The organism is Acinetobacter sp. TYF_19 (assembly GCF_043105125.1).
Classification (GTDB): Bacteria; Pseudomonadota; Gammaproteobacteria; order Pseudomonadales; family Moraxellaceae; genus Acinetobacter; species Acinetobacter johnsonii.
This window is the reverse complement of record NZ_JBICLH010000085.1, coordinates 68,965-87,484: the sequence shown is the minus strand read 5'-3', so window position 1 is coordinate 87,484 and position 18,520 is coordinate 68,965. Positions and strand designations below refer to the sequence as shown.

At 44.3% G+C, this 18,520-nt stretch carries 15 protein-coding genes; 14 read left to right on the top strand and 1 reads right to left on the bottom strand.

Annotated features, from left to right (window positions below):
• The first annotated feature begins 97 nt into the window (after nucleotides 1–97).
• Nucleotides 98–640: a hypothetical protein gene (locus ACF8FD_RS14560; RefSeq protein ID WP_131229881.1), complete on the top strand. Its 543-nt coding sequence runs from the start codon at nucleotides 98–100 to the stop codon at nucleotides 638–640.
• Between the two features lie 56 nt (nucleotides 641–696).
• Here ACF8FD_RS14560 and ACF8FD_RS14555 read toward each other — a convergent pair whose 3' ends face one another.
• Nucleotides 697–2,124, bottom strand: coding sequence for a phosphate--AMP phosphotransferase (locus ACF8FD_RS14555; protein ID WP_281963773.1), 1,428 nt, complete (start codon nucleotides 2,122–2,124; stop codon nucleotides 697–699).
• 196 nt (nucleotides 2,125–2,320) lie between these two features.
• Between ACF8FD_RS14555 and ACF8FD_RS14550 the strand changes: the two genes are divergently transcribed.
• The 13 genes from ACF8FD_RS14550 to ACF8FD_RS14490 all read left to right on the top strand — a co-directional run bounded on the left by ACF8FD_RS14550 (nucleotide 2,321) and on the right by ACF8FD_RS14490 (nucleotide 18,518).
• Nucleotides 2,321–3,025, top strand: a complete 705-nt coding sequence (locus tag ACF8FD_RS14550) for an FFLEELY motif protein (RefSeq protein WP_281963772.1) — start codon at nucleotides 2,321–2,323, stop codon at nucleotides 3,023–3,025.
• Between the two features lie 167 nt (nucleotides 3,026–3,192).
• Nucleotides 3,193–4,137 (top strand): bifunctional demethylmenaquinone methyltransferase/2-methoxy-6-polyprenyl-1,4-benzoquinol methylase UbiE, encoded by a 945-nt coding sequence (gene ubiE, locus ACF8FD_RS14545; protein ID WP_058868807.1) that lies wholly within the window; start codon nucleotides 3,193–3,195, stop codon nucleotides 4,135–4,137.
• A gap of 23 nt (nucleotides 4,138–4,160) precedes the next feature.
• Entirely contained in the window at nucleotides 4,161–4,832 is a 672-nt protein-coding gene (locus ACF8FD_RS14540; RefSeq protein ID WP_078388541.1) for an SCP2 domain-containing protein, read from the top strand.
• 12 nt (nucleotides 4,833–4,844) lie between these two features.
• Nucleotides 4,845–6,464 (top strand): AarF/ABC1/UbiB kinase family protein, encoded by a 1,620-nt coding sequence (locus ACF8FD_RS14535; protein WP_004692684.1) that lies wholly within the window; start codon nucleotides 4,845–4,847, stop codon nucleotides 6,462–6,464.
• Nucleotides 6,465–6,627: 163 nt separating this feature from the next.
• Complete coding sequence (locus tag ACF8FD_RS14530) at nucleotides 6,628–7,704, top strand: patatin-like phospholipase family protein (protein ID WP_392453530.1); 1,077 nt, start codon at nucleotides 6,628–6,630, stop codon at nucleotides 7,702–7,704.
• A 72-nt stretch (nucleotides 7,705–7,776) separates the two neighbouring features.
• Nucleotides 7,777–7,953: a hypothetical protein gene (locus ACF8FD_RS14525; RefSeq protein WP_004692686.1), complete on the top strand. Its 177-nt coding sequence runs from the start codon at nucleotides 7,777–7,779 to the stop codon at nucleotides 7,951–7,953.
• Between the two features lie 12 nt (nucleotides 7,954–7,965).
• Entirely contained in the window at nucleotides 7,966–9,252 is a 1,287-nt protein-coding gene (locus tag ACF8FD_RS14520; protein WP_178927835.1) for an NAD(P)/FAD-dependent oxidoreductase, read from the top strand.
• Between the two features lie 189 nt (nucleotides 9,253–9,441).
• The gene (hisIE, locus tag ACF8FD_RS14515; RefSeq protein ID WP_148826855.1) at nucleotides 9,442–10,224 is read left to right on the top strand and encodes a bifunctional phosphoribosyl-AMP cyclohydrolase/phosphoribosyl-ATP diphosphatase HisIE; all 783 of its coding nucleotides are present in this window, start codon (nucleotides 9,442–9,444) and stop codon (nucleotides 10,222–10,224) included.
• A gap of 11 nt (nucleotides 10,225–10,235) precedes the next feature.
• The gene (locus ACF8FD_RS14510) at nucleotides 10,236–11,738 is read left to right on the top strand and encodes an AAA family ATPase (RefSeq protein WP_392453529.1); all 1,503 of its coding nucleotides are present in this window, start codon (nucleotides 10,236–10,238) and stop codon (nucleotides 11,736–11,738) included.
• 38 nt (nucleotides 11,739–11,776) lie between these two features.
• Nucleotides 11,777–13,141 carry an ATP-binding protein gene (locus ACF8FD_RS14505; RefSeq protein ID WP_392453528.1) on the top strand — a complete coding sequence of 455 codons (1,365 nt, stop codon included), beginning with the start codon at nucleotides 11,777–11,779 and terminating at the stop codon, nucleotides 13,139–13,141.
• A 361-nt stretch (nucleotides 13,142–13,502) separates the two neighbouring features.
• A complete protein-coding gene (locus ACF8FD_RS14500) occupies nucleotides 13,503–16,343 on the top strand; it encodes a monovalent cation/H+ antiporter subunit A (RefSeq protein ID WP_392453527.1) in 2,841 nt (946 codons plus the stop codon).
• Between the two features lies 1 nt (nucleotide 16,344).
• Nucleotides 16,345–16,710: a Na+/H+ antiporter subunit C gene (locus ACF8FD_RS14495; protein WP_004692695.1), complete on the top strand. Its 366-nt coding sequence runs from the start codon at nucleotides 16,345–16,347 to the stop codon at nucleotides 16,708–16,710.
• On the top strand, nucleotides 16,710–18,518 hold the full coding sequence (locus ACF8FD_RS14490) for a monovalent cation/H+ antiporter subunit D (protein ID WP_262470080.1): 1,809 nt from the start codon (nucleotides 16,710–16,712) through the stop codon (nucleotides 18,516–18,518). Before ACF8FD_RS14495 ends, ACF8FD_RS14490 begins: the two co-directional genes overlap by 1 nt.
• Nucleotides 18,519–18,520 lie beyond the last annotated feature (2 nt).

Below are 18,520 nucleotides of genomic sequence, written 5' to 3'. Positions count from 1 at the left end.
ACTTTGATGACATATTTCTATTTAAAATTTGCTTTAAAATACGTACTTTAAGCAAAACTAGAATCAATGTGAATCAGGATATTTTAGGATTTAGAAAATGAAATTAGAGCATATTCCAGAAAAAATTGATCCCTCTTTAAATTTAGAACAAATCCGTGAAGAGTGTTTGGATTTAGTCAAAAAGCGCGCCTATTTTTCCGCAGGTGCAGCGGTTATTCCAGTCCCTTTCCTTGATGTGGTGATTGATGTGGGCATATTGTCGCAGTTGATTCCTGAAGTTAACGCCCGCTTTGGTTTAACCCCTGAGCAAGTCAGTGTCTACGACCCAGAAACTAAGCAAATACATTGGTCAGAACTGCGTAAACGTGGTGTGGAGTTCTCTGGACTGGTGGTCGCACGTACAGCCGTGAAAAAATCCATCAATAACATGGCAGCCAAATTCATTACCAAACAAGTCACTAAATTTATTCCCTTAGGTGGACAAATGATTGCGGCCAGCTTGGGTTATGTCGTGATGAAAAAAATTGCGGAAACCCATGTGGAAGAGTCGTATAAGCTCGCCAAAGGCATTCAACTAAAACAAGCCGCTGAACAAGGTGTTCCTGTTGCAGCGCCAGTGACCCAAATTCCCTTAAGTTAAAAAACTAAATCTGCCTCTATAAAAAACGGTCAAATGACCGTTTTTTTTTAATTTTTTTAATCCGTGTCGCGATCCGCTTTGAGCTGTTTTAAAATTGCCCTTAAGACTTCAATGCGGGCCTGTTGTTTATCATTGGTGGAAATAATATACCAAGGCGCATAGCTGGTGTCGGTATGCGCAAACATATCCGCGGCTGCCTTTAAATAGTCATCCCATTTGTCGCGATTGCGCCAATCTTCTTCGGTAATTTTAAAACGTTTATGCGGAGTACTTTCGCGGGCTTTAAAACGCGCTGCTTGTTCATCTTTATCAATCGCCAGCCAAAACTTAATCAGCACGGTTTGGCTGCTACTGAGGTTTTTTTCAAAACGATTGATTTCCGCATAAGCGCGTTGCCACTCTACCTCGGTTGCGAAGCCTTCTACCCGCTCGACTAAAACGCGTCCATACCACGTCCGATCAAAAATAGTGATGTCATCCGACTGCAATTTGCTCCAAAAACGCCACAGATAAGGACGGCGTAACTCATATTTTTCAGGTGCGGCAATGGTATGAATTTCATATTCTCGTGGGTCGAGCTTTTTCACAATACGCTTAATCGCCCCCCCTTTACCCGCAGCATCCATACCTTCAAAAGCAATCACCACTTTACGGTCATCACAGCGCATGGCATCGGCCACTTGTTTGGTGAGTTTTTTCAATTCTACTTTATAGTTCGCATCCTCAACTTGAGGGACTTCAAACTGAGTCAGAATATCTGGTATTGGTGCTTGCTGCCATTTTAGCGCGGCCTTTTTTTCATGCTCTGGACAGTGACGCAGCGCTGTTAAAATTGCTTGTGCAAAATTGTGATTACGCAAATCCTCATCTTCACCATCAATGATTTGCCAGTCATCGGTGAAGCGCGTACGTAGCTTTTGTAAGGTGTCATATTGTTTTTTATTGCGCCAGTCTAGCCCATGCAACTTATGCCAATGCACTTCGCTCGGGTCCATGTCATCCAGACGCTTTTGCAAAGACTTCCACGACAAATCGAACCATACTTTTAATACATCTACGTTGTTATTTTTTAAGTCCTGCTCAAAGGCTCGCATATTGCTGACGTATTCATCAAACAAAGTGTCATCTAAAGGCTTTGAAGCATGCATGGCGGTTGCTAACAAGTCCCCATACCAATTACCAAACCACACCATAATTTGCCCTTCGGCAGGTACAAATCGGGTATAGGGCTGCCAAAAAGGCTGTTTTAGATTAAACAAGTGCGGTGGATCGGCTTTGACATATAAAAAACGAGGATCGACCCATTCGCGCAGCTGTTTCACCGCTTCGCCTTTACCCGCAAGTTCAATTCCACTGACCAAAATCACTAAACTTTTTGCATTGCTCTGATCACGGGTATTCATCAACGCATATTGCGCTTCAATTAAGTCCAGTGAAAGCTGTTCTTCGTTCAGCACTGTACTGGCGATCGTTTCTGTATCCATTGCCCCCTCCTTTTTTCTATTTAATCAGATCACTAGATCCTAAAAAATGATGGTTTAGATGATTTTCATATGTATCTTTTGACTACTTCTACATCAAACTGACCACAAATAAATAGTTTTTTTGTCACTTTGTCATAGCGAGTTCCGTCATCACGCACTAAGATTTAGCTATCTTTAAATAGAACTGAGACAGCAAATGTCCAAACTCGCCGCCCTCGATGAGCTTTTAGAACAGTATTACCAATTGCATTATCATCAAGATTCGGTGCTCTTCCAACGTTTACAAGATGTGCAAACTTGGCAAAAACAGCGAATGCAGCGTACCCACAACAAAACTTTCACAGAAAAGCAAAATCTGTTGATGGCCGAGTATTTTATCAACCGTTTATATGGTGGCCCAGATTTTGATGCTTTGGCGGGACAAATTGCGCGCTTGAGCAAATATGCGCACAAAGCAGAGAAATTAATTCCTGAAAATGCCATTAAAACCGGTACCTCTGGGGTTGAGTTGGCGATTTTGGCGGTGCGACTGGATGAACAAGTAGCAATGCAATTGCTGAAAGATCACCATCCCTATGAAGCCTTAACCGATGATTTGATGCGCCAAGCCTACTTAAAACTAGAACAAGGCGAAGAACGCTTGAAACAGCTATATTTACTCGATCAATTGGGTAAGAACCTCGATAAATACATGCGCTCTTTTATGGTCTATACCGCTTTTAAGATGTGTAAAGGGACGGCCAACAAATATAACTTCAATATCATGTATGATTTTATGCAAGATGGCTTTTTGGCCATGAAACCGCTAAAGTCGGCGGAGAAATTTGTGAAAGATTTTACTGCGGTGGAACGTCAAATTATTGACAAAGTCCATGCGGGGCATTTGTATCCTTTTCAGTAAATTTCAACGAATGACTTGATAAAAATAAGCCAGCAGCAGCTTTGCTCTGCTGTTTTTCTGTATATTATTCAGCACAATTGCATGATGGTTACTGTACAACGTCCTAGAATCTGTCATCATGCATGCACTGCAACATTTACCCTATTGCTATGTTAGGAGTGACTCCCATGTCGAATGAAAATCAAACGCCTACCGCTACTCAAGAGTCGGCACAAAACACAGACAAAGTGAGTCCATTTTTAACTGAACCATTACCCCAAGGCACAGCGCAAGGTCAGCAAAAATCATTACAACAACAGTTGACTGATACCCCTGTGACGGGTTCTGTACCTAAATACAATCTTCCTCGCGGTGCTAACACAGGCAACGTCGGCAGTACCACACACTTTGGTTACCAGACGGTAAGCAGTGAAGATAAAGCTCAAAAAGTGGCGGAAGTTTTCCACTCGGTTGCCAGCAAATACGACATTATGAATGACTTGATGTCTTTTGGTATTCACCGTCTATGGAAACGCTTTGCGATCAATATGTCAGGGGTACGCCGTGGTCAACGCGTGCTAGATATTGCTGGTGGGACAGGCGACTTGGCTAAAGTGTTTAGTCGTGAAGTCGGCCCTACTGGTCATGTGGTACTTTCAGACATTAATGAATCGATGTTGAATGTGGGGCGTGATCGTTTAATTGATGCAGGCTGTACAAATGTTGACTTCGTATTAGCCAATGCTGAAACCCTAGAGCCATTTGAAGACAACAGCTTTGACCTACTCACGATCTCGTTTGGTCTACGTAATGTGACCGATAAAGATGCAGCACTTGCAGCGATGTACCGCGTGCTTAAGCCAGGTGGTCGCCTACTGGTATTAGAGTTCTCTAAACCTGTGTTTGAGCCTTTTTCAAAACTGTACGATCTATATTCGTTCACCGCACTGCCGATCATGGGTAAAATTATTGCCAATGACTCAGAAAGCTATAAATATTTAGCCGAGTCCATTCGTATGCACCCAGACCAACGCACGCTAAAAGGCATGATGGAAAATGCAGGCTTCCAAAACTGCGACTATCACAACCTGACAGGTGGTATCGTTGCTGTACACCGTGGTTTTAAACTTTAAAATTAAACGTTTAAGGGCAAATTATGTGGTCGATTCTGGCACTCGGTGCAGTTGAACGATTAATTCATCATGTGATTAATTTGGATGCGATCACTCGCATCCAGCTCAATGAACTACAAGGCAAGATGTTACGTGTGGTGATCGCATCCCCACAACTGTCTGTAGATGTGTTCTTTGATCAAGCCAAAGTGCGCTTAGAACCTACCGTTACGGGGCATAGTGAAACAGCGTCCATTTTCGAACAACGCCCTTTTGACCAAACTCAGTCTCACACCGCTGCAACCGCAACTTTAACGGTGGCCAATGTAGTTGAGCTGCTCAAGCTATTACTGGCGGATGATGTCGGCAATATCCCGCTCCAAGGTGATTATCACCTTCTACAAGATATTCAACGGATAATGCAACAAGCTGAGCCTGACTTGGCTGCGCATCTAAGCCCGTGGATTGGCCCAAGTTTGGCGCATGAATTGGCTAAAATTCAAATAACACCAAAGCACATCAAACAGGCCTTACAAAGTCATTTGTTCTTTGCTGAAGATGCCTTGAAAGAAGACAGTGGTCTATTTGCCCCGCGTTGGCAAATGGATGATCTGCATCAAGACACCCGCATTTTTAATCAAAACTTAGATCGTGCCGAAGCCAAAATTCAACAGCTTCAAGCACAGATTGACACTCAAGACTCAACTCAAAACTAGGTATTTACATATATGATTCCGCACGTTTCACGTTTACTCGAACTTTGGCGCATTGCCGCGCACTATAGACTCGACACGTTGTTTCCTGCGGAAGAATTGCCTGAAAAAGCACGCCATGCATTGGGTGTAATTCGTATGCACCCTGCGGCATGGTCCAGTCGTGAACGAAAAAATCCACTGAAGCTCAAACAAGCTTTAGAGGAAATGGGACCACTAGCGATTAAAATGGGACAGTTGCTGTCTACTCGTCGTGACCTAATTCCACCTGAAGTGTTACAACAACTGGTTTTACTCCAAGACCGTGTCAAACCGTTTGGTTCTGATGTGGCGAAAATGCGCATTCAAGACTCACTGAAAGCCGATGTAAACACGCTGTTTGCTCGCTTCGACGAACAACCCTTGGCAGCAGCCTCGATTGCTCAAGTACATACGGCCGCTTTACATGATGGTCGCGAAGTGGTGGTGAAAGTCACCCGTCCCGCTATTCGTAGTCAAATTTTACAAGACTTTGAAATTTTAGAATGGCTAGGTGATTTTCTAGAAAAACGCCTAGAAGCCGCGCGTGCACTGCACTTATCTGAAATTATTCAGGACTATCGTCAAGTCATTTTAAATGAACTGGATTTGACCTTAGAAGCCGACAATACCCGTCGTATGCGTCATTACTTTACAGGCTCAAGCATGATGTATGTGCCTGAAGTCTATATGGACAGCAAAGACGTGATGGTGGCCGAACGCATTACCGGCGTTCCCATTTCAGACATTGAAACCTTCGAAAAGCTGGGAATGGATCGTAAAGATCTGGCGGAAAAAGGCTTAACCATTTTCTTTACCCAAGTCTTCCGTGACAACTTTTTCCATGCCGACATGCATCCGGGCAATGTCTTCGTTGAAACCCTAAACCCAAGCCAACCCCGCTATATTGCGCTGGACTGTGCCATTATGGGTGAGTTGTCGAAGCATGACCAAATGACCGTGGCACGTATGCTGCTTGCGGTCATGAACAGCGACTTTATGCAACTGATTCAAATCGTGCATCAAGCTGGTTGGATTCCACCGGGCACAGACCAAGATGCACTAGCACGTGAAATGCGTCGCACGGTCGGGCCAATGGTGTCCAAACCTATGCATGAATTGGACTTCGCGGGCATTTTGATTCAAGTGATGGATATTGCACGACGCTTCCATTTGGAAATTCCACCACAGCTGATGCTGCTGCTTAAAACCCTCGTGCATGTTGAGGGTTTAGGGACAGACCTTTACCCAGAGCTGGACATTTGGAGTTTGGCAAAGCCAATCCTGACCGATTGGATCAAAGCGCAAATGAATCCACAGAAGAACCTAAAAGAGCTGGGACAAAAAATTCCGGACTTACTTTTAGGGGCACAAGACTTCCCGACGCTGTTGGTCGATAGCTTAAATGGTCTCAAAAACCAATCAGCTTGGCATGCTAAACAGCTCAATGAACTGCAAAGTATGCGCCTACAAATGGAGCATCAGCAAAAACGCAGTTGGATTTTTGGCAGTCTCATGGCCATTTTACTGTCGATTGCGATTATCTCGCCTTGGTTTATTTCAGTGATTTTAATTGTACTCACCAGCTTACTGGCGGTGTGGCGCGTGTTTAAATAGACGCTTTCTGCTGTATTAAAAGCCTGAGTCTCTCAGGCTTTTTTTATGTTTAACTTCTATGTAGGAAGTGACTCTCAAGTCATTATTGGATCACTTTTGCCAATGCGCTCATTCTCTCGCCAGTTAAAATGACAATACATATTGTCTCTTTTGAATGATCACGATGACTCAAATCCTGCAGAAACACCCTCCCGCTTTAAGCATTCGTGCAGGTAAATTAGCACGTCAACTGATTCAAAGCGAAGGCTTACAAGCGGATCAGGTCGATATTGTACCCGGCGCCGCAGGTGGGCCCAAAGGCATCGGGATTCAAGGTTTAGACCAAGCCATTTTTGGTGAATTCTTTGCCCATGCACCACAAAGACGGACTTTGATTGGTTCTTCCATTGGCAGTTGGCGCTTTGCCAGCATCTTAGCGCACGGTGCAAAAGCAGGTACCGAACGTTTAGGTGAACTCTATACTAACCTGTATTTTGACAAAAAAATGCAGCGTCAAGAAGTCAGTGATATTTGCCGTAGCATGCTGCTTGACTTGGTGCAAGGCAAAGAAGCGGAATTGGTCAATCATCCCGATTACCACCTCGCGGTACTGTCGATTAAGGCTCAACACATCTTCCAAAGTGACCAAGTTCTCCCGCTCTTGGCCTCTGTGGCAGGTATCATCGGCACAACCGCTGTTGCGCGAAAGCATAGTCGCCACTTTATGCAACGGGTGATTAGTCAGCCCAGTAATGGTAAACAATTTAAAGTGGAAGATGATTTTCCCACTCATTACCACAGTCTCACCGCTGCAAACGTTCTGCCTTGGCTGATTGCCTCAGCTTCTATTCCAGGTGTGATGGCCGCAATTCGCGATATTCCAGATGCACCACAAGGTAGTTATCGTGATGGTGGTCTGATTGATTATCACATCGATCTGCCTTTTGAGAGTCATGGCATTGTGCTTTATCCGCACTTTACGGACAGCATTACGCCCGGTTGGTTTGATAAACTGTTTAAACGTCGCGCCAATCCTGAAAATCAAGCCCGTACGCTACTATTGTCTCCGTCCCAAGACTATTTACAGAGCTTACCTTTAGGACGCCTGCCCGATCGTAAAGATTTCACACTCAAAGGGCTCGACCAAAAACAGCGCATTCAAATGTGGAACCAATGTATTTCTGAAAGTCAGCGCTTAGGCGATGAGTTCTTGGAAATGGTGGAAAAACAGCATTTTGCACAGGTCATACAAGATTTATAAACAAAATTTGCGCATGAATGTAATCTTGTTTAATCTGACCAAATAAAGAAAAATCGAGATTACATTTTTTCTATGCTAACAATAATTTCAAGTGAACAAGAAAAGTATGCTCAAATTATTGAATTACAAAATGAATCATGGGAAAAAAGTATTATTGCAAGCTCGTTAGAGGATTCCATTCAAATCAACATCGACCAATTAAAAAAACCTGATGATATTCGTCATGCATTCATTTTAGACAATGGTTAAATCATTTGATCTATGATTTCTAATCACTCCCCCCACTTCGCCATCATCGGTGCAGGAACCGCAGGGTTAGCCACTGCGATTTTACTGGCTCGACAAAATATTCAAGTCAGTATTTTAGAGAAAGCCTCAGAACTTGAACCTGTCGGAGCAGGACTGTTACTACAGCCCTCTGGTTTAGCTGTTTTTGAGCATTTAGGCCTTTTAGATGAAGTTTTAAGACTGGGTGCAAAAGTCACTGGGCTCAAAGGTCAATTACCGAATGGAAATTTACTGGTCAATAGTCATTATCAACAAGCGCATCCTGATTTTTATGGTGTAGGGATTCATCGAGCAACGTTATGTCATGTTTTAGAAAATAAATGCCGTGAATATCCAGAACTCATTACGTGGTATATGAATACCGACATTCAGAAATTAGAAGAAACATCCTATCAAGTTCGGGTTTTGGGTAGTAAAGATAGTGAATCATTTGATCAAGCTTTTGATGCTGTAATCATTGCCAATGGCGCACGCAGCCTTTTAAGACCGAAAGAATGGGTAAAGGTTGATCAAGCTTATCCTTGGGGAGCCAAATGGACAATTGTTCCCGAATGTCTTGAATTAGATACAGAAATTTTACATCAGTTTCATGATCGCTCTAAAATGATGATGGGCATTTTACCGACAGGTACAGTGCCACATGAACCCAAGCAAAGACTATCGAGTATTTTTTGGAGTCTTCCCAGCCATCAACTGAATAATTTTTTACACAATTCACAAGCGCACTCAGACTGGTTAAACCAAGTGTCTAAGCGCTGGAAACCTGCTGCGGATTGGTTAGAACAAGTCATTGCCCAGCCTGAACAAAAATCGCAATGGTTGACTGCAAATTATCGTGATGTGGTACTGTCTAAGTTTGGTGAGGGTCGTATTGGTGTCATGGGTGATGCAGCACATGCGATGAGTCCACAACTGGGGCAAGGTGCAAATATGGCTCTTTTAGATGCATGGGCTTTGGGGCAAGCGGTTCAAAGCGCAAGAAAAAATGAAAACATTGATTATGTCCAACTCTGGCAAACGTATCATCAACACCGTCAAAGTTCGACGGCGTTCTATCAATTTTTAAGTCGTTTACTCACACCACTTTACCAATCTGACCTATGGTGGGCAGGTGGTTTACGTGATTTAAGCTTTGCTTGGATGTATCGAATCCCCTATTTCCGTAAAGAAATGGCGGTGACGATTTCAGGTTTAAAATTAGGCATGTTCAGTCAAATGAACTATCGGGATATTGCAAAACAAAACAATCATTCTGTGTAGAATGCGATGACAATCATCGTCATCCGCTTTGGATGGGTGACTGATGGTTGAGTTTCTAAAATACATCAATTAAGCCGCTGTGAGATAACTGTAGAAAGTTTCTCCTCTATTCTGTTTAAATCACGTAGACTATAGCGCGCTACGTTAACATCGTAACACTCTCAATATTTATTCGCTTGGTGAAATCTTATGAACAATTTGCAATGGCTCGATGAAGTAAAATTTAACGAACAAGGTTTAGTCCCTGCCATTGCACAGCATCACCAAACGGGACGTGTCTTGATGGTTGCATGGATGAACCGTGAAGCTTTGGCTTTGACGGCTGAGAAAAACCAAGCCGTGTATTTCTCTCGTTCACGCAACAAGTTATGGCACAAAGGCGAAGAATCTGGGCATTTTCAAACCGTGCATGAAATTCGTCTCGACTGCGATGCCGATGTAATCGTGCTACAAATTGAACAGCACGGCGGAATTGCCTGTCACACAGGTCGCGAATCATGCTTCTACCGTAAACTCACGCCAAATGGCTGGGAAATAGTGGATGCACAACTCAAAGACCCGAACGCAATTTATGGTAAAAAATCAACCAACCCACATACATTGGTAATGAATGCCTCAACGGCACAGTCTGAGCAAGTTGAAGTTTTGTCCTACCTCGGTCAAATGATGGCTGAGCGTAAAGCAGCAGATCCAGACTCGTCTTATGTCGCGAAGCTGTATCATAAAGGTCTCAACAAAATTTTAGAAAAAGTTGGTGAAGAAGCGGTTGAAACCATTATCGCAGCTAAAGATTTTAAATCTGAAGCGAATGAAGATCATAAAAATGATTTGATCTATGAAGTGGCGGATCTTTGGTTCCATACGATTGTGGTTTTAGGTTATTTCGACTTAGATCCTCAAGTGGTTCTCAATGAATTGGCACGTCGTCAAGGACTTTCTGGTTTGCTTGAAAAAGCCAACCGCAGCCACTAAGTTTATTGCCTGTGTCGAATATCATCAAACCGAGCGCAACTTATGAGCAAGCCATTGCCATTGATAACGCGCGTCTGGGCAAATCGTTTAAAGTGATTGCCTATGCAGGCACAGGTAAAACCACTACCCTGCAAATGATTAGCGATGCCATGCCACAAAGACGTGGCATGTATTTAGCGTTCAACAAAGCCATTGCCAGCGAAGCGCAAACGAAGTTTCATGGCAATGTCGACTGCCGTACTTTCCACTCGCTTGCTTTTCGCAGTGTTCCACGTGGAGTGACCGACAAACTTCGTCTGCCTCGTTTAAGCCCGAGTTTTATTGCCAAAGAATATCGCCTTGAACCGATTACCTTAAGACGGATGATGGGTGGACGTTATGAAAAATATGTATTGATGCCCTCACGCTTGGCCAGCCTTGTGGCGAATGCTGTGAGTCACTTCTGTTCAACCAGTTCTCAGTATCCTGCACCGCGACATTTACAAGCACCGAGTTGGTTACATCCCGATGATATCGATCCATTACAAAAGCACCTCTACCCTGCCATTGAACGTCGTTGGTTAGAGTCCATCGATCCCAATCATCAAGCTGGGATTGGTCACGACATTTATTTAAAACTGTGGGCGTTGTCTGAACCCAATATCCCAAGTGACTATGTGTTGTTTGATGAAGCACAAGATGCCGATCCGCTGATGTTGGGCATCTTACTGAAACAGCGCAATACACAAGTGATCTATGTCGGAGATGCACACCAACAAATTTATGCATGGCGTGGCGCAGTCAATGCTATGCAACAACTGCCTTTGCCTGAGTCCCGTCTCACCACCTCGTTCCGTTTTGGTGAAGAGATTGCATTGCATGCCAATGCTATTTTAGGCGCCTTGAATGAAACCGTGCCGCTCATGGGCAACCCTCTGCTCAACTCCAAAGTGGTCAACAAACCTCATACCAAAATGCGCGATGCGATTTTATGTCGCACCAATGCCCGTGCTATGGAACTGTTGCTCTCAGGATTAGTTCATGGCGACAAAGTCAGCCTACAAGCCGACCATGTCAAACTGAACCGCTTTGTCGATGCCGCCGCGATGCTTAAACAAGGCAAACGCGTCACCGATGTACCTGAACTGGCCTGGTTTAACTCTTGGCATGATGTACATGAATATTGCGAAACCAATGACGGCAGTGACATCAAGCCTTTAGTAAAATTGGTAGATGATCATGGCACCGATCCACTCAAAAAAGCCCTCGCTAAGATTACGCCGATTGAACAAGCGGATTATATTATTTCCACCGCGCACAAAGCCAAAGGCTTAGAGTGGAACCGCGTTCACATCGAAGATGATTATCAGTTTAAGGTCAACGACAAAGACCATAAAATTAGTGATGAAGAGTTAAGACTGCTTTACGTGGCCTGTACACGTGCTAAAGTAAGTTTAAATATCCATCACATTTACGACCTGATGCAACAGCTGAAAAAACAAATGCCCAGCTCATTACGTAAAGTTGCTGGATAGTCGAATGTAAAAATAGTCACAACCGCTGCGGGTGTTCTATGAAAATTCAATCGATTCACCTGAAACACATCCTGCATTTTGCTGACCTTAAAGTCGATTTTTCTTATCACGATAAACCCGTCACTTTAATTTTAGGCGATCAAGCCTCAGGCAAGACCTCAATCTTACGTTTTAGCTATCAGGCTCTGACTTGGTTTGCGGCCCGTTATAAAGATTTACGCTCTGCAGGTGTGGTGATGTTAGATCACGACATTATGCTGAACCGCCTACAGTCCAAAATTGATATTCAAGTTGCTGTGCCCGCTGAGTTGTATGCTCTCAAACCTACGGCAGCCGATACTGCGACCGAACCCTATACATGGCAACTCTACAAAACCTTAAACCAACAAGGTATTGGCATCAGTCGAGTTGAAACATTGGAACTCGAACAACTGGTCAATCTATATCAGCAGGCAACATTACAAGATCCGCTGCAAGGTTTACCGTTGATTGCGTATTATCCTGCGGAACGTTTTGTCAATGAGATGAATATTCTCAGCAAGAACAATCCCCTGATTTTCCAACATGCACATGCCTATGAAATTTCAGCTATTCCCTATACCACCTTTGCACGCTTCTTTGAGTGGTTTCGTGAAATCAGCGATATTGAAAATGCGCAAACTGCACAGTTTTTACAAACGATATTGCATCAGCCTAAAAGCATGCCACCCGATATCCCCTTAAGCTATAAACTGGCTCAGGCTCAAGCACACATCCAGTCGCCCAGCCTACAAGCGCTTAAGCAAGCGTTAGCAACCGTTCTGCCCGAAATAGAAGATCTTTATCTGCAATATCATCCCAAGTTACAACTGATGGTGCGCTACCATGGCAACAGCATGCTCTATCAACAGCTTTCCAATAGTATTCGCAACTGGGTGGCGCTCGTTGGCGATATTGTGCGGCGTTTATGCCTACTCAATCCTGAAAGCCTGTTCCCCTGTTTAGAAGGTGACGGCGTACTGTTGATTGACGCGATTGATCATCAATTGGATCAAAATATGGCGCAAGTCATTTTAAAACGTTTAAATCAGGCTTTTCCTCGACTACAAATTATCGCCTCAGGCAACCGAAGTGAATTGCTGGAACAAGCCAGTGAGTTTCAATGCCTCAAACTGGAAAATAAGCAATTAAGTCCGATCCAACTCGAACCACTGCAACATCAGTTCGATGTGATTTACCAAAACCTTGCCAATCATGAAGCGACGAGTGGAAGCACCGAACCGATTGCGGCTGAACCCCAAGATTTACGTGTGGCTGAATTATTCACACAAATACAGCAGCAACTCTCTCCCGAACAGCAACAGCATTTGATTACTTTACTCAGTGCTGAAGATGATGCTTCATCGGCAAATCCATTAACTTAGCCTGCTTCATAAGCATATCTATTTCAACCCTCAAAAACAGGCGACCAATGGTCGCTTTTTTACATTTCTTGCACTGAGAAAGTACCTGCCATCCACCAAGAAACAACCATCACGCGTATAATGTTTTGCGTCAGCGCAAAAAAGATTGATGTTGTTTTAGTCATGTTATATGATCGGTTTTACTTGCAAATTTCTAACTGAAATCGGATTTTGCTATAACGCTTCATGAGTTGCGCAACACAACTTCATTATTTTTAAATTTCACATTGGCTTTCAAGATTGAGACTCTTGGGCTGCTCTTTGCAGTCCTGTAATCCTTGAAAGATGAGATTCACCAATAGGTTTTGACCTATTCACGACAATGGAAACGAGTGTGCTACCGATTATTATATTGTTACCGTTAATACTTGGCACAACCCTTGTCTCATTACTGAAGCAGAGCTCACGTAGGCTAACCGCCTTCGCAGCTGTTGGGGTCAGTATGACAAGTTTAGGCTTATTACTGACCCAAGCACGAGAGGTGTTTAATGGCGCTGTCATTACGCAGTCGTGGTCATGGTTGCCGCAGCTTGGAATTGACTTCAGCTTCCGTCTAGACGCATTAGGCCTCCTCTTTGCCTTACTCATTAGTGGCATCGGGACGCTCATTTATATTTATGCCTATTTTTATTTAGGCCCAAAAAACTCTCTCAATAAGCTCTATCTACTGCTCATGTTGTTCATGGCAGCCATGCTCGGAATTTCACTCTCCAATAATTTAATTTTACTCCTCGTTTTTTGGGAGTTGACCAGTATCTCCTCTTTTCTGTTGGTCGGTTATTGGAGCAATTACGACGCGGCGCAACGCGGCTCACGAATGGCATTGACCATTACGGGTATGGGCGGATTAGCCATGCTAGGTGGTTTCATCTTGCTCGGCCAAATCACAGGTACCTACGAGATTGATCAAATCTTGACGATGACAGCACAGATTCAAAGTCATGCTTTATTTGTTCCTACGTTGCTGCTGATTTTACTCGGTGCTTTTACCAAAAGTGCGCAATTTCCATTCCATTTTTGGTTACCCAACGCGATGGCAGCCCCGACCCCCGTGTCTGCTTATTTACACTCAGCAACCATGGTAAAAGCGGGTATTTTCTTGGTGGCACGACTGTTACCCATTTTTGCAGGTGCGGCACTGTTCCATAATTTGGTCACCTTTATTGGCCTATTTACCCTGTGTATGGCTGCATTTTTCGCCATCTTTAAAGAAGACCTGAAAGGTTTATTGGCCTATTCAACCATCAGCCATCTCGGCTTGATCATGTGTCTCTTGGGAATCGGATCACCATTGGCTGTGGCTGCGGCTATTTTCCATATTATTAACCATGCCACCTTTAAAGCAGCGCTGTTCATGATCGCAGGTATTATCGATCATGAGTCAGGCACACGTGATTTACGTAAGCTTAGTGGGTTATGGCAACTGTTGCCTTATACAGCCACTTTGACGATGGTCACTGCTGCATCGATGGCTGGCGTGCCCTTGACCAACGGTTTCTTATCTAAAGAAATGTTCTTTACTGAACTGCTTAGCAATCTGTCTGGTCCTGTGCTCATCTGCTCCGCAATTGTCGCGACACTGGCGGGGATTTTTGCAGTGGCTTACTCCGTGCGTTTGGTGCATGGGGTTTTCTTCGATGGCCCAGTGGGCAAACAAGTTCCGAACAAAGATGCACATGAGCCACCATTTGGCATGCGTGCACCGGCCACTTTACTGGCCATTCTGTGTATTTTAGTCGGCTTATTCCCTGCTCTTTTGGTTGAAAACATCGTCAACAGCACAGCACGCGCCAGCACCCAAGTGATGGACTTTGAAGGCGCACATCTTGCCCTATGGCATGGTTTTAACATGCCTTTATTGATGAGCGTGATTGCTTCTATTGGCGGTCTGATTTTCTATTTCAGTCTGGCGAAAGGTGGCAAAATTCGAGAAATTGATCTCGATCCATATTTAGGTCGTCTACAAGGTCGAGTTGCCTTTGACTTATTTCTTAAGTCACTCCTGCTCAACTCACGCAAATTTAAACGCTGGACTGAAAACGGTAAATTACAAAGCTATATTCTTTGGATTGTGATCTTCAGTATTGCCATAGTCTCACTTCCATTTTTAGGACAAGGGCTGACCACAGGTACCCGTGAACTCACCCATGCCCCTGCTTTAGCAGTCGTACTATGGCTACTGTTATTCTCTTCGTGCTGGATGATGTTGTGGTTCCACCACGAACGAATTAAAGCAGTATTGATCAGCGGTGCGATTGGTTTAGTCGTGACTATGGTCTTTATCTGCTTCTCTGCACCTGATTTGGCTTTGACACAAATCACCGTCGATGTGGTCACCACCGTACTGTTATTGATGAGTTTATCACTTTTACCACAACTCACTCCCTATGAGTCGAGTGTATCACGCCGTTGGCGAGATGCCCTGATTGCGATTGGCGGCGGGCTCGGTATTGCATGGATCACATGGCTCATCTTGACCCGTGATCACAACTCCATTTCATGGTTCTTCATGCAGCAGTCGATTCCATTAGGCGGCGGTACCAACGTGGTCAACGTGATTTTGGTCGATTTCCGTGGTTTCGATACCTTCGGTGAAATTACAGTCCTCGGCATTGCAGGCATTGGCGCGCTGTGCCTAATGGATGGTATGCGTACCCACGGCACGACTATGACCCAAGGTCTCAGTTACCGTTTTAATCCATCGCCATTGATGCTTCGTATCACTGCATCTTGGATTTTACCGATTGCCTTGGTGGTCAGCCTGTATATCTTCCTGCGTGGGCACAATCTGCCTGGGGGCGGTTTTATCGCAGGTCTAATTACCGCTTTGGCCTTGATTATTCAGTACATGGCACTCGGTCAGGATCATGCAGAACAACTGCTCAAAGCCAAGTCTGGTCGTTTGTATGAAATCTGGATTGGAACAGGTCTGGTCATTGCAGGATTAACAGGCTTAGGCGCATGGTTCTGGGGACGTCCCTTCCTCACCAGTGCACACTTTTATGTGTCGCCACCCATCTTAGGTGAAATGCACCTAGCGACAGCTGCACTGTTCGATGTCGGGGTTTATATCACGGTCGTAGGTGCAACCATGCTACTTATTTCAGTACTTGGGGACTCGCGTCACTCTAGTATGTCTGGTCCAGTACCAAAGGGGGATTAATATGATTAGTTTAGAACTGTTACTTGCCTCTGCTATTGGTCTGTTGACTGCCACAGGCATCTATCTGATTTTGCGTGCCCGTACCTTCCCTGTGGTACTTGGCTTGGCCATGATTGGTTATGCCGTCAATTTATTTTTATTTGCCATGGGGCGACTTCAACTTAATGCACCCGCGGTACTCACGGAAGCCAGCAAAGCCACTGATCCTTTGCCACAAGCCTTGGTGTTAACCGCGATTGTGATTGGCTTTGCTACCACGGCGTTTATTGTACAACTGGCTTTACGCAGTCGTTATGAAACAGGAACCGACCACGTTGACTCTAAAGAAGAAATACCACAAATTGACCCACGTGAGGATGAGCCATAATGAATGACCTCATCCAATTTTGGACCGAACACACCCCAATTTTTAGTATTTTAATTCCTGCCATTACTGCCTTTATTTTGGTATTACTGGGTAATCCAGGATCAGGTTCTTTAGCACAAGACTGGCGACAACCGTGGCGTCGAGGCATCAGTTATACCTCTGGCCTGTTGGGCTTATTTACAGCGGTCAACTATCTGATCTTTGCCAGCTCAGGGCAAATCAGTGTTTATAACCTTGGTGAATGGACAGCACCATTTGGTATTGTTTTGGTCCTCGACCAACTGTCTGCCCTGATGTTGGTTTTAACCTACGGCTTGGCTGTTCCAGTGATGTGGTTTGCCAGCAAAGAATGGGATGAACGTGGCCGTTATTTCCATGCCATGTGCCATTTCCTACTGATGGGTTTAACCGGTGCCTTCCTGACAGGCGACTTATTTAACCTGTTTGTATTCTTTGAAATTTTATTAATGGCCTCCTATGTCCTGTTACTGCATGGCCAAGGCAAAGCGCGTTTTCAACTCGGCATTCACTATGTCACTATTAACTTGTTGGCATCAGCTCTGTTTCTGATTGGTCTGGGTATGATTTACGGCAGCGTCGGCAGCCTCAATATGGCGGATGTTGCACGTTTGATGCCTCTATTAGAAGGTGATCAACATCGCATTGCTGTTGCTGGTGGGCTGTTGTTGTTTACAGTCTTTGGCATTAAAGCAGCCATGCTACCTGTCGGTTTTTGGCTACCAAAAACCTATGCGGTCGCAACCACTCCTGTAGCGGCTCTGTTCACCATCATGACCAAAGTCGGTATTTATGCCATTTTACGTGTTAATGGCACCGTATTTGACGATGCAATTAGCCGTGAGATTCTGCAATACATTCTATTACCGATTGGCTTAATTACCTCAGTCTATGGTGTGATTGGCGCGATGGGTGCGGAACGCTTACGTCGTTTCATTGGCTTTATGATTTTGTCTTCTGTCGGCACGATTTTAATCGCCATTTCCCTGTTCAATACCTTGGCATGGGCGGCGGCACTGTATTATTTGGTGCACAGTACCATTATTGCGGCAGCTTTCTACATTTTAAGTGGTTGGATTACCTCTCAACGTGGTGAATTTAAAGACCATTTTAAAATTGCACCACAAATGAAACAGCATAAGGTGGTGGCGTTAACCTATTTCACCATTGCCTTGATGATGGCAGGTTTACCACCCTTTAGTGGTTTCTTGGGCAAAGTATTTATTCTCCAAGCCACCGCACACTCACCATATCAATTGCTGATTATTGTGACCGTTTTAGTGGTGAGCTTATTGAGTATTATTGCGTTTACACGTGTGGGTTTCGTGATTTTTTGGCGCGCAACTAAACCAGAAGACAACCCTGATGAAGCTGCTTATGCCGCGTACCAAGCTTTGCCTGAACAAGCACCGAAGCGCAATGACAAAACCATCTATCTATTGTTGGTAGGTTTAATGGCTTATATGGTGTTTGCAGGCCCGATTCAAAAGTACACTTACCAAACGGCTGAGCAAATCCAAAATAATGTGCTCTATGAACAGACTTTGCTCAAAACTGATGAGCATGGGCAAACCATTAGCGTACAACCTTTCGACAGCGAAAATTTACCTGAAACCAAATATGGTGGCGAACGGGTGGATCCAAATGCTCATTTGATTCCATATTTAATTTCAGAAGAAACACTGGAAGGCGAACATATTTCAGAATACAAAAAACGCCAAATGCAACAGCAACAACAGGCTGAAGTGAATCCCGATGCTGAAAGCCTACAACCCATGGTGGAGCCTTAAAC

Coding starts and splice junctions, on each gene's coding strand:
- ACF8FD_RS14560 (WP_131229881.1), top strand. CDS start 98: ATGAAATTAGAGCATATTCCAGAAAAAATTGATCCCTCTTTAAATTTA.
- ACF8FD_RS14555 (WP_281963773.1), bottom strand. CDS start 2,124: ATGGATACAGAAACGATCGCCAGTACAGTGCTGAACGAAGAACAGCTT.
- ACF8FD_RS14550 (WP_281963772.1), top strand. CDS start 2,321: ATGTCCAAACTCGCCGCCCTCGATGAGCTTTTAGAACAGTATTACCAA.
- ubiE (WP_058868807.1), top strand. CDS start 3,193: ATGTCGAATGAAAATCAAACGCCTACCGCTACTCAAGAGTCGGCACAA.
- ACF8FD_RS14540 (WP_078388541.1), top strand. CDS start 4,161: ATGTGGTCGATTCTGGCACTCGGTGCAGTTGAACGATTAATTCATCAT.
- ACF8FD_RS14535 (WP_004692684.1), top strand. CDS start 4,845: ATGATTCCGCACGTTTCACGTTTACTCGAACTTTGGCGCATTGCCGCG.
- ACF8FD_RS14530 (WP_392453530.1), top strand. CDS start 6,628: ATGACTCAAATCCTGCAGAAACACCCTCCCGCTTTAAGCATTCGTGCA.
- ACF8FD_RS14525 (WP_004692686.1), top strand. CDS start 7,777: ATGCTAACAATAATTTCAAGTGAACAAGAAAAGTATGCTCAAATTATT.
- ACF8FD_RS14520 (WP_178927835.1), top strand. CDS start 7,966: ATGATTTCTAATCACTCCCCCCACTTCGCCATCATCGGTGCAGGAACC.
- hisIE (WP_148826855.1), top strand. CDS start 9,442: ATGAACAATTTGCAATGGCTCGATGAAGTAAAATTTAACGAACAAGGT.
- ACF8FD_RS14505 (WP_392453528.1), top strand. CDS start 11,777: ATGAAAATTCAATCGATTCACCTGAAACACATCCTGCATTTTGCTGAC.
- ACF8FD_RS14500 (WP_392453527.1), top strand. CDS start 13,503: ATGGAAACGAGTGTGCTACCGATTATTATATTGTTACCGTTAATACTT.
- ACF8FD_RS14495 (WP_004692695.1), top strand. CDS start 16,345: ATGATTAGTTTAGAACTGTTACTTGCCTCTGCTATTGGTCTGTTGACT.
- ACF8FD_RS14490 (WP_262470080.1), top strand. CDS start 16,710: ATGAATGACCTCATCCAATTTTGGACCGAACACACCCCAATTTTTAGT.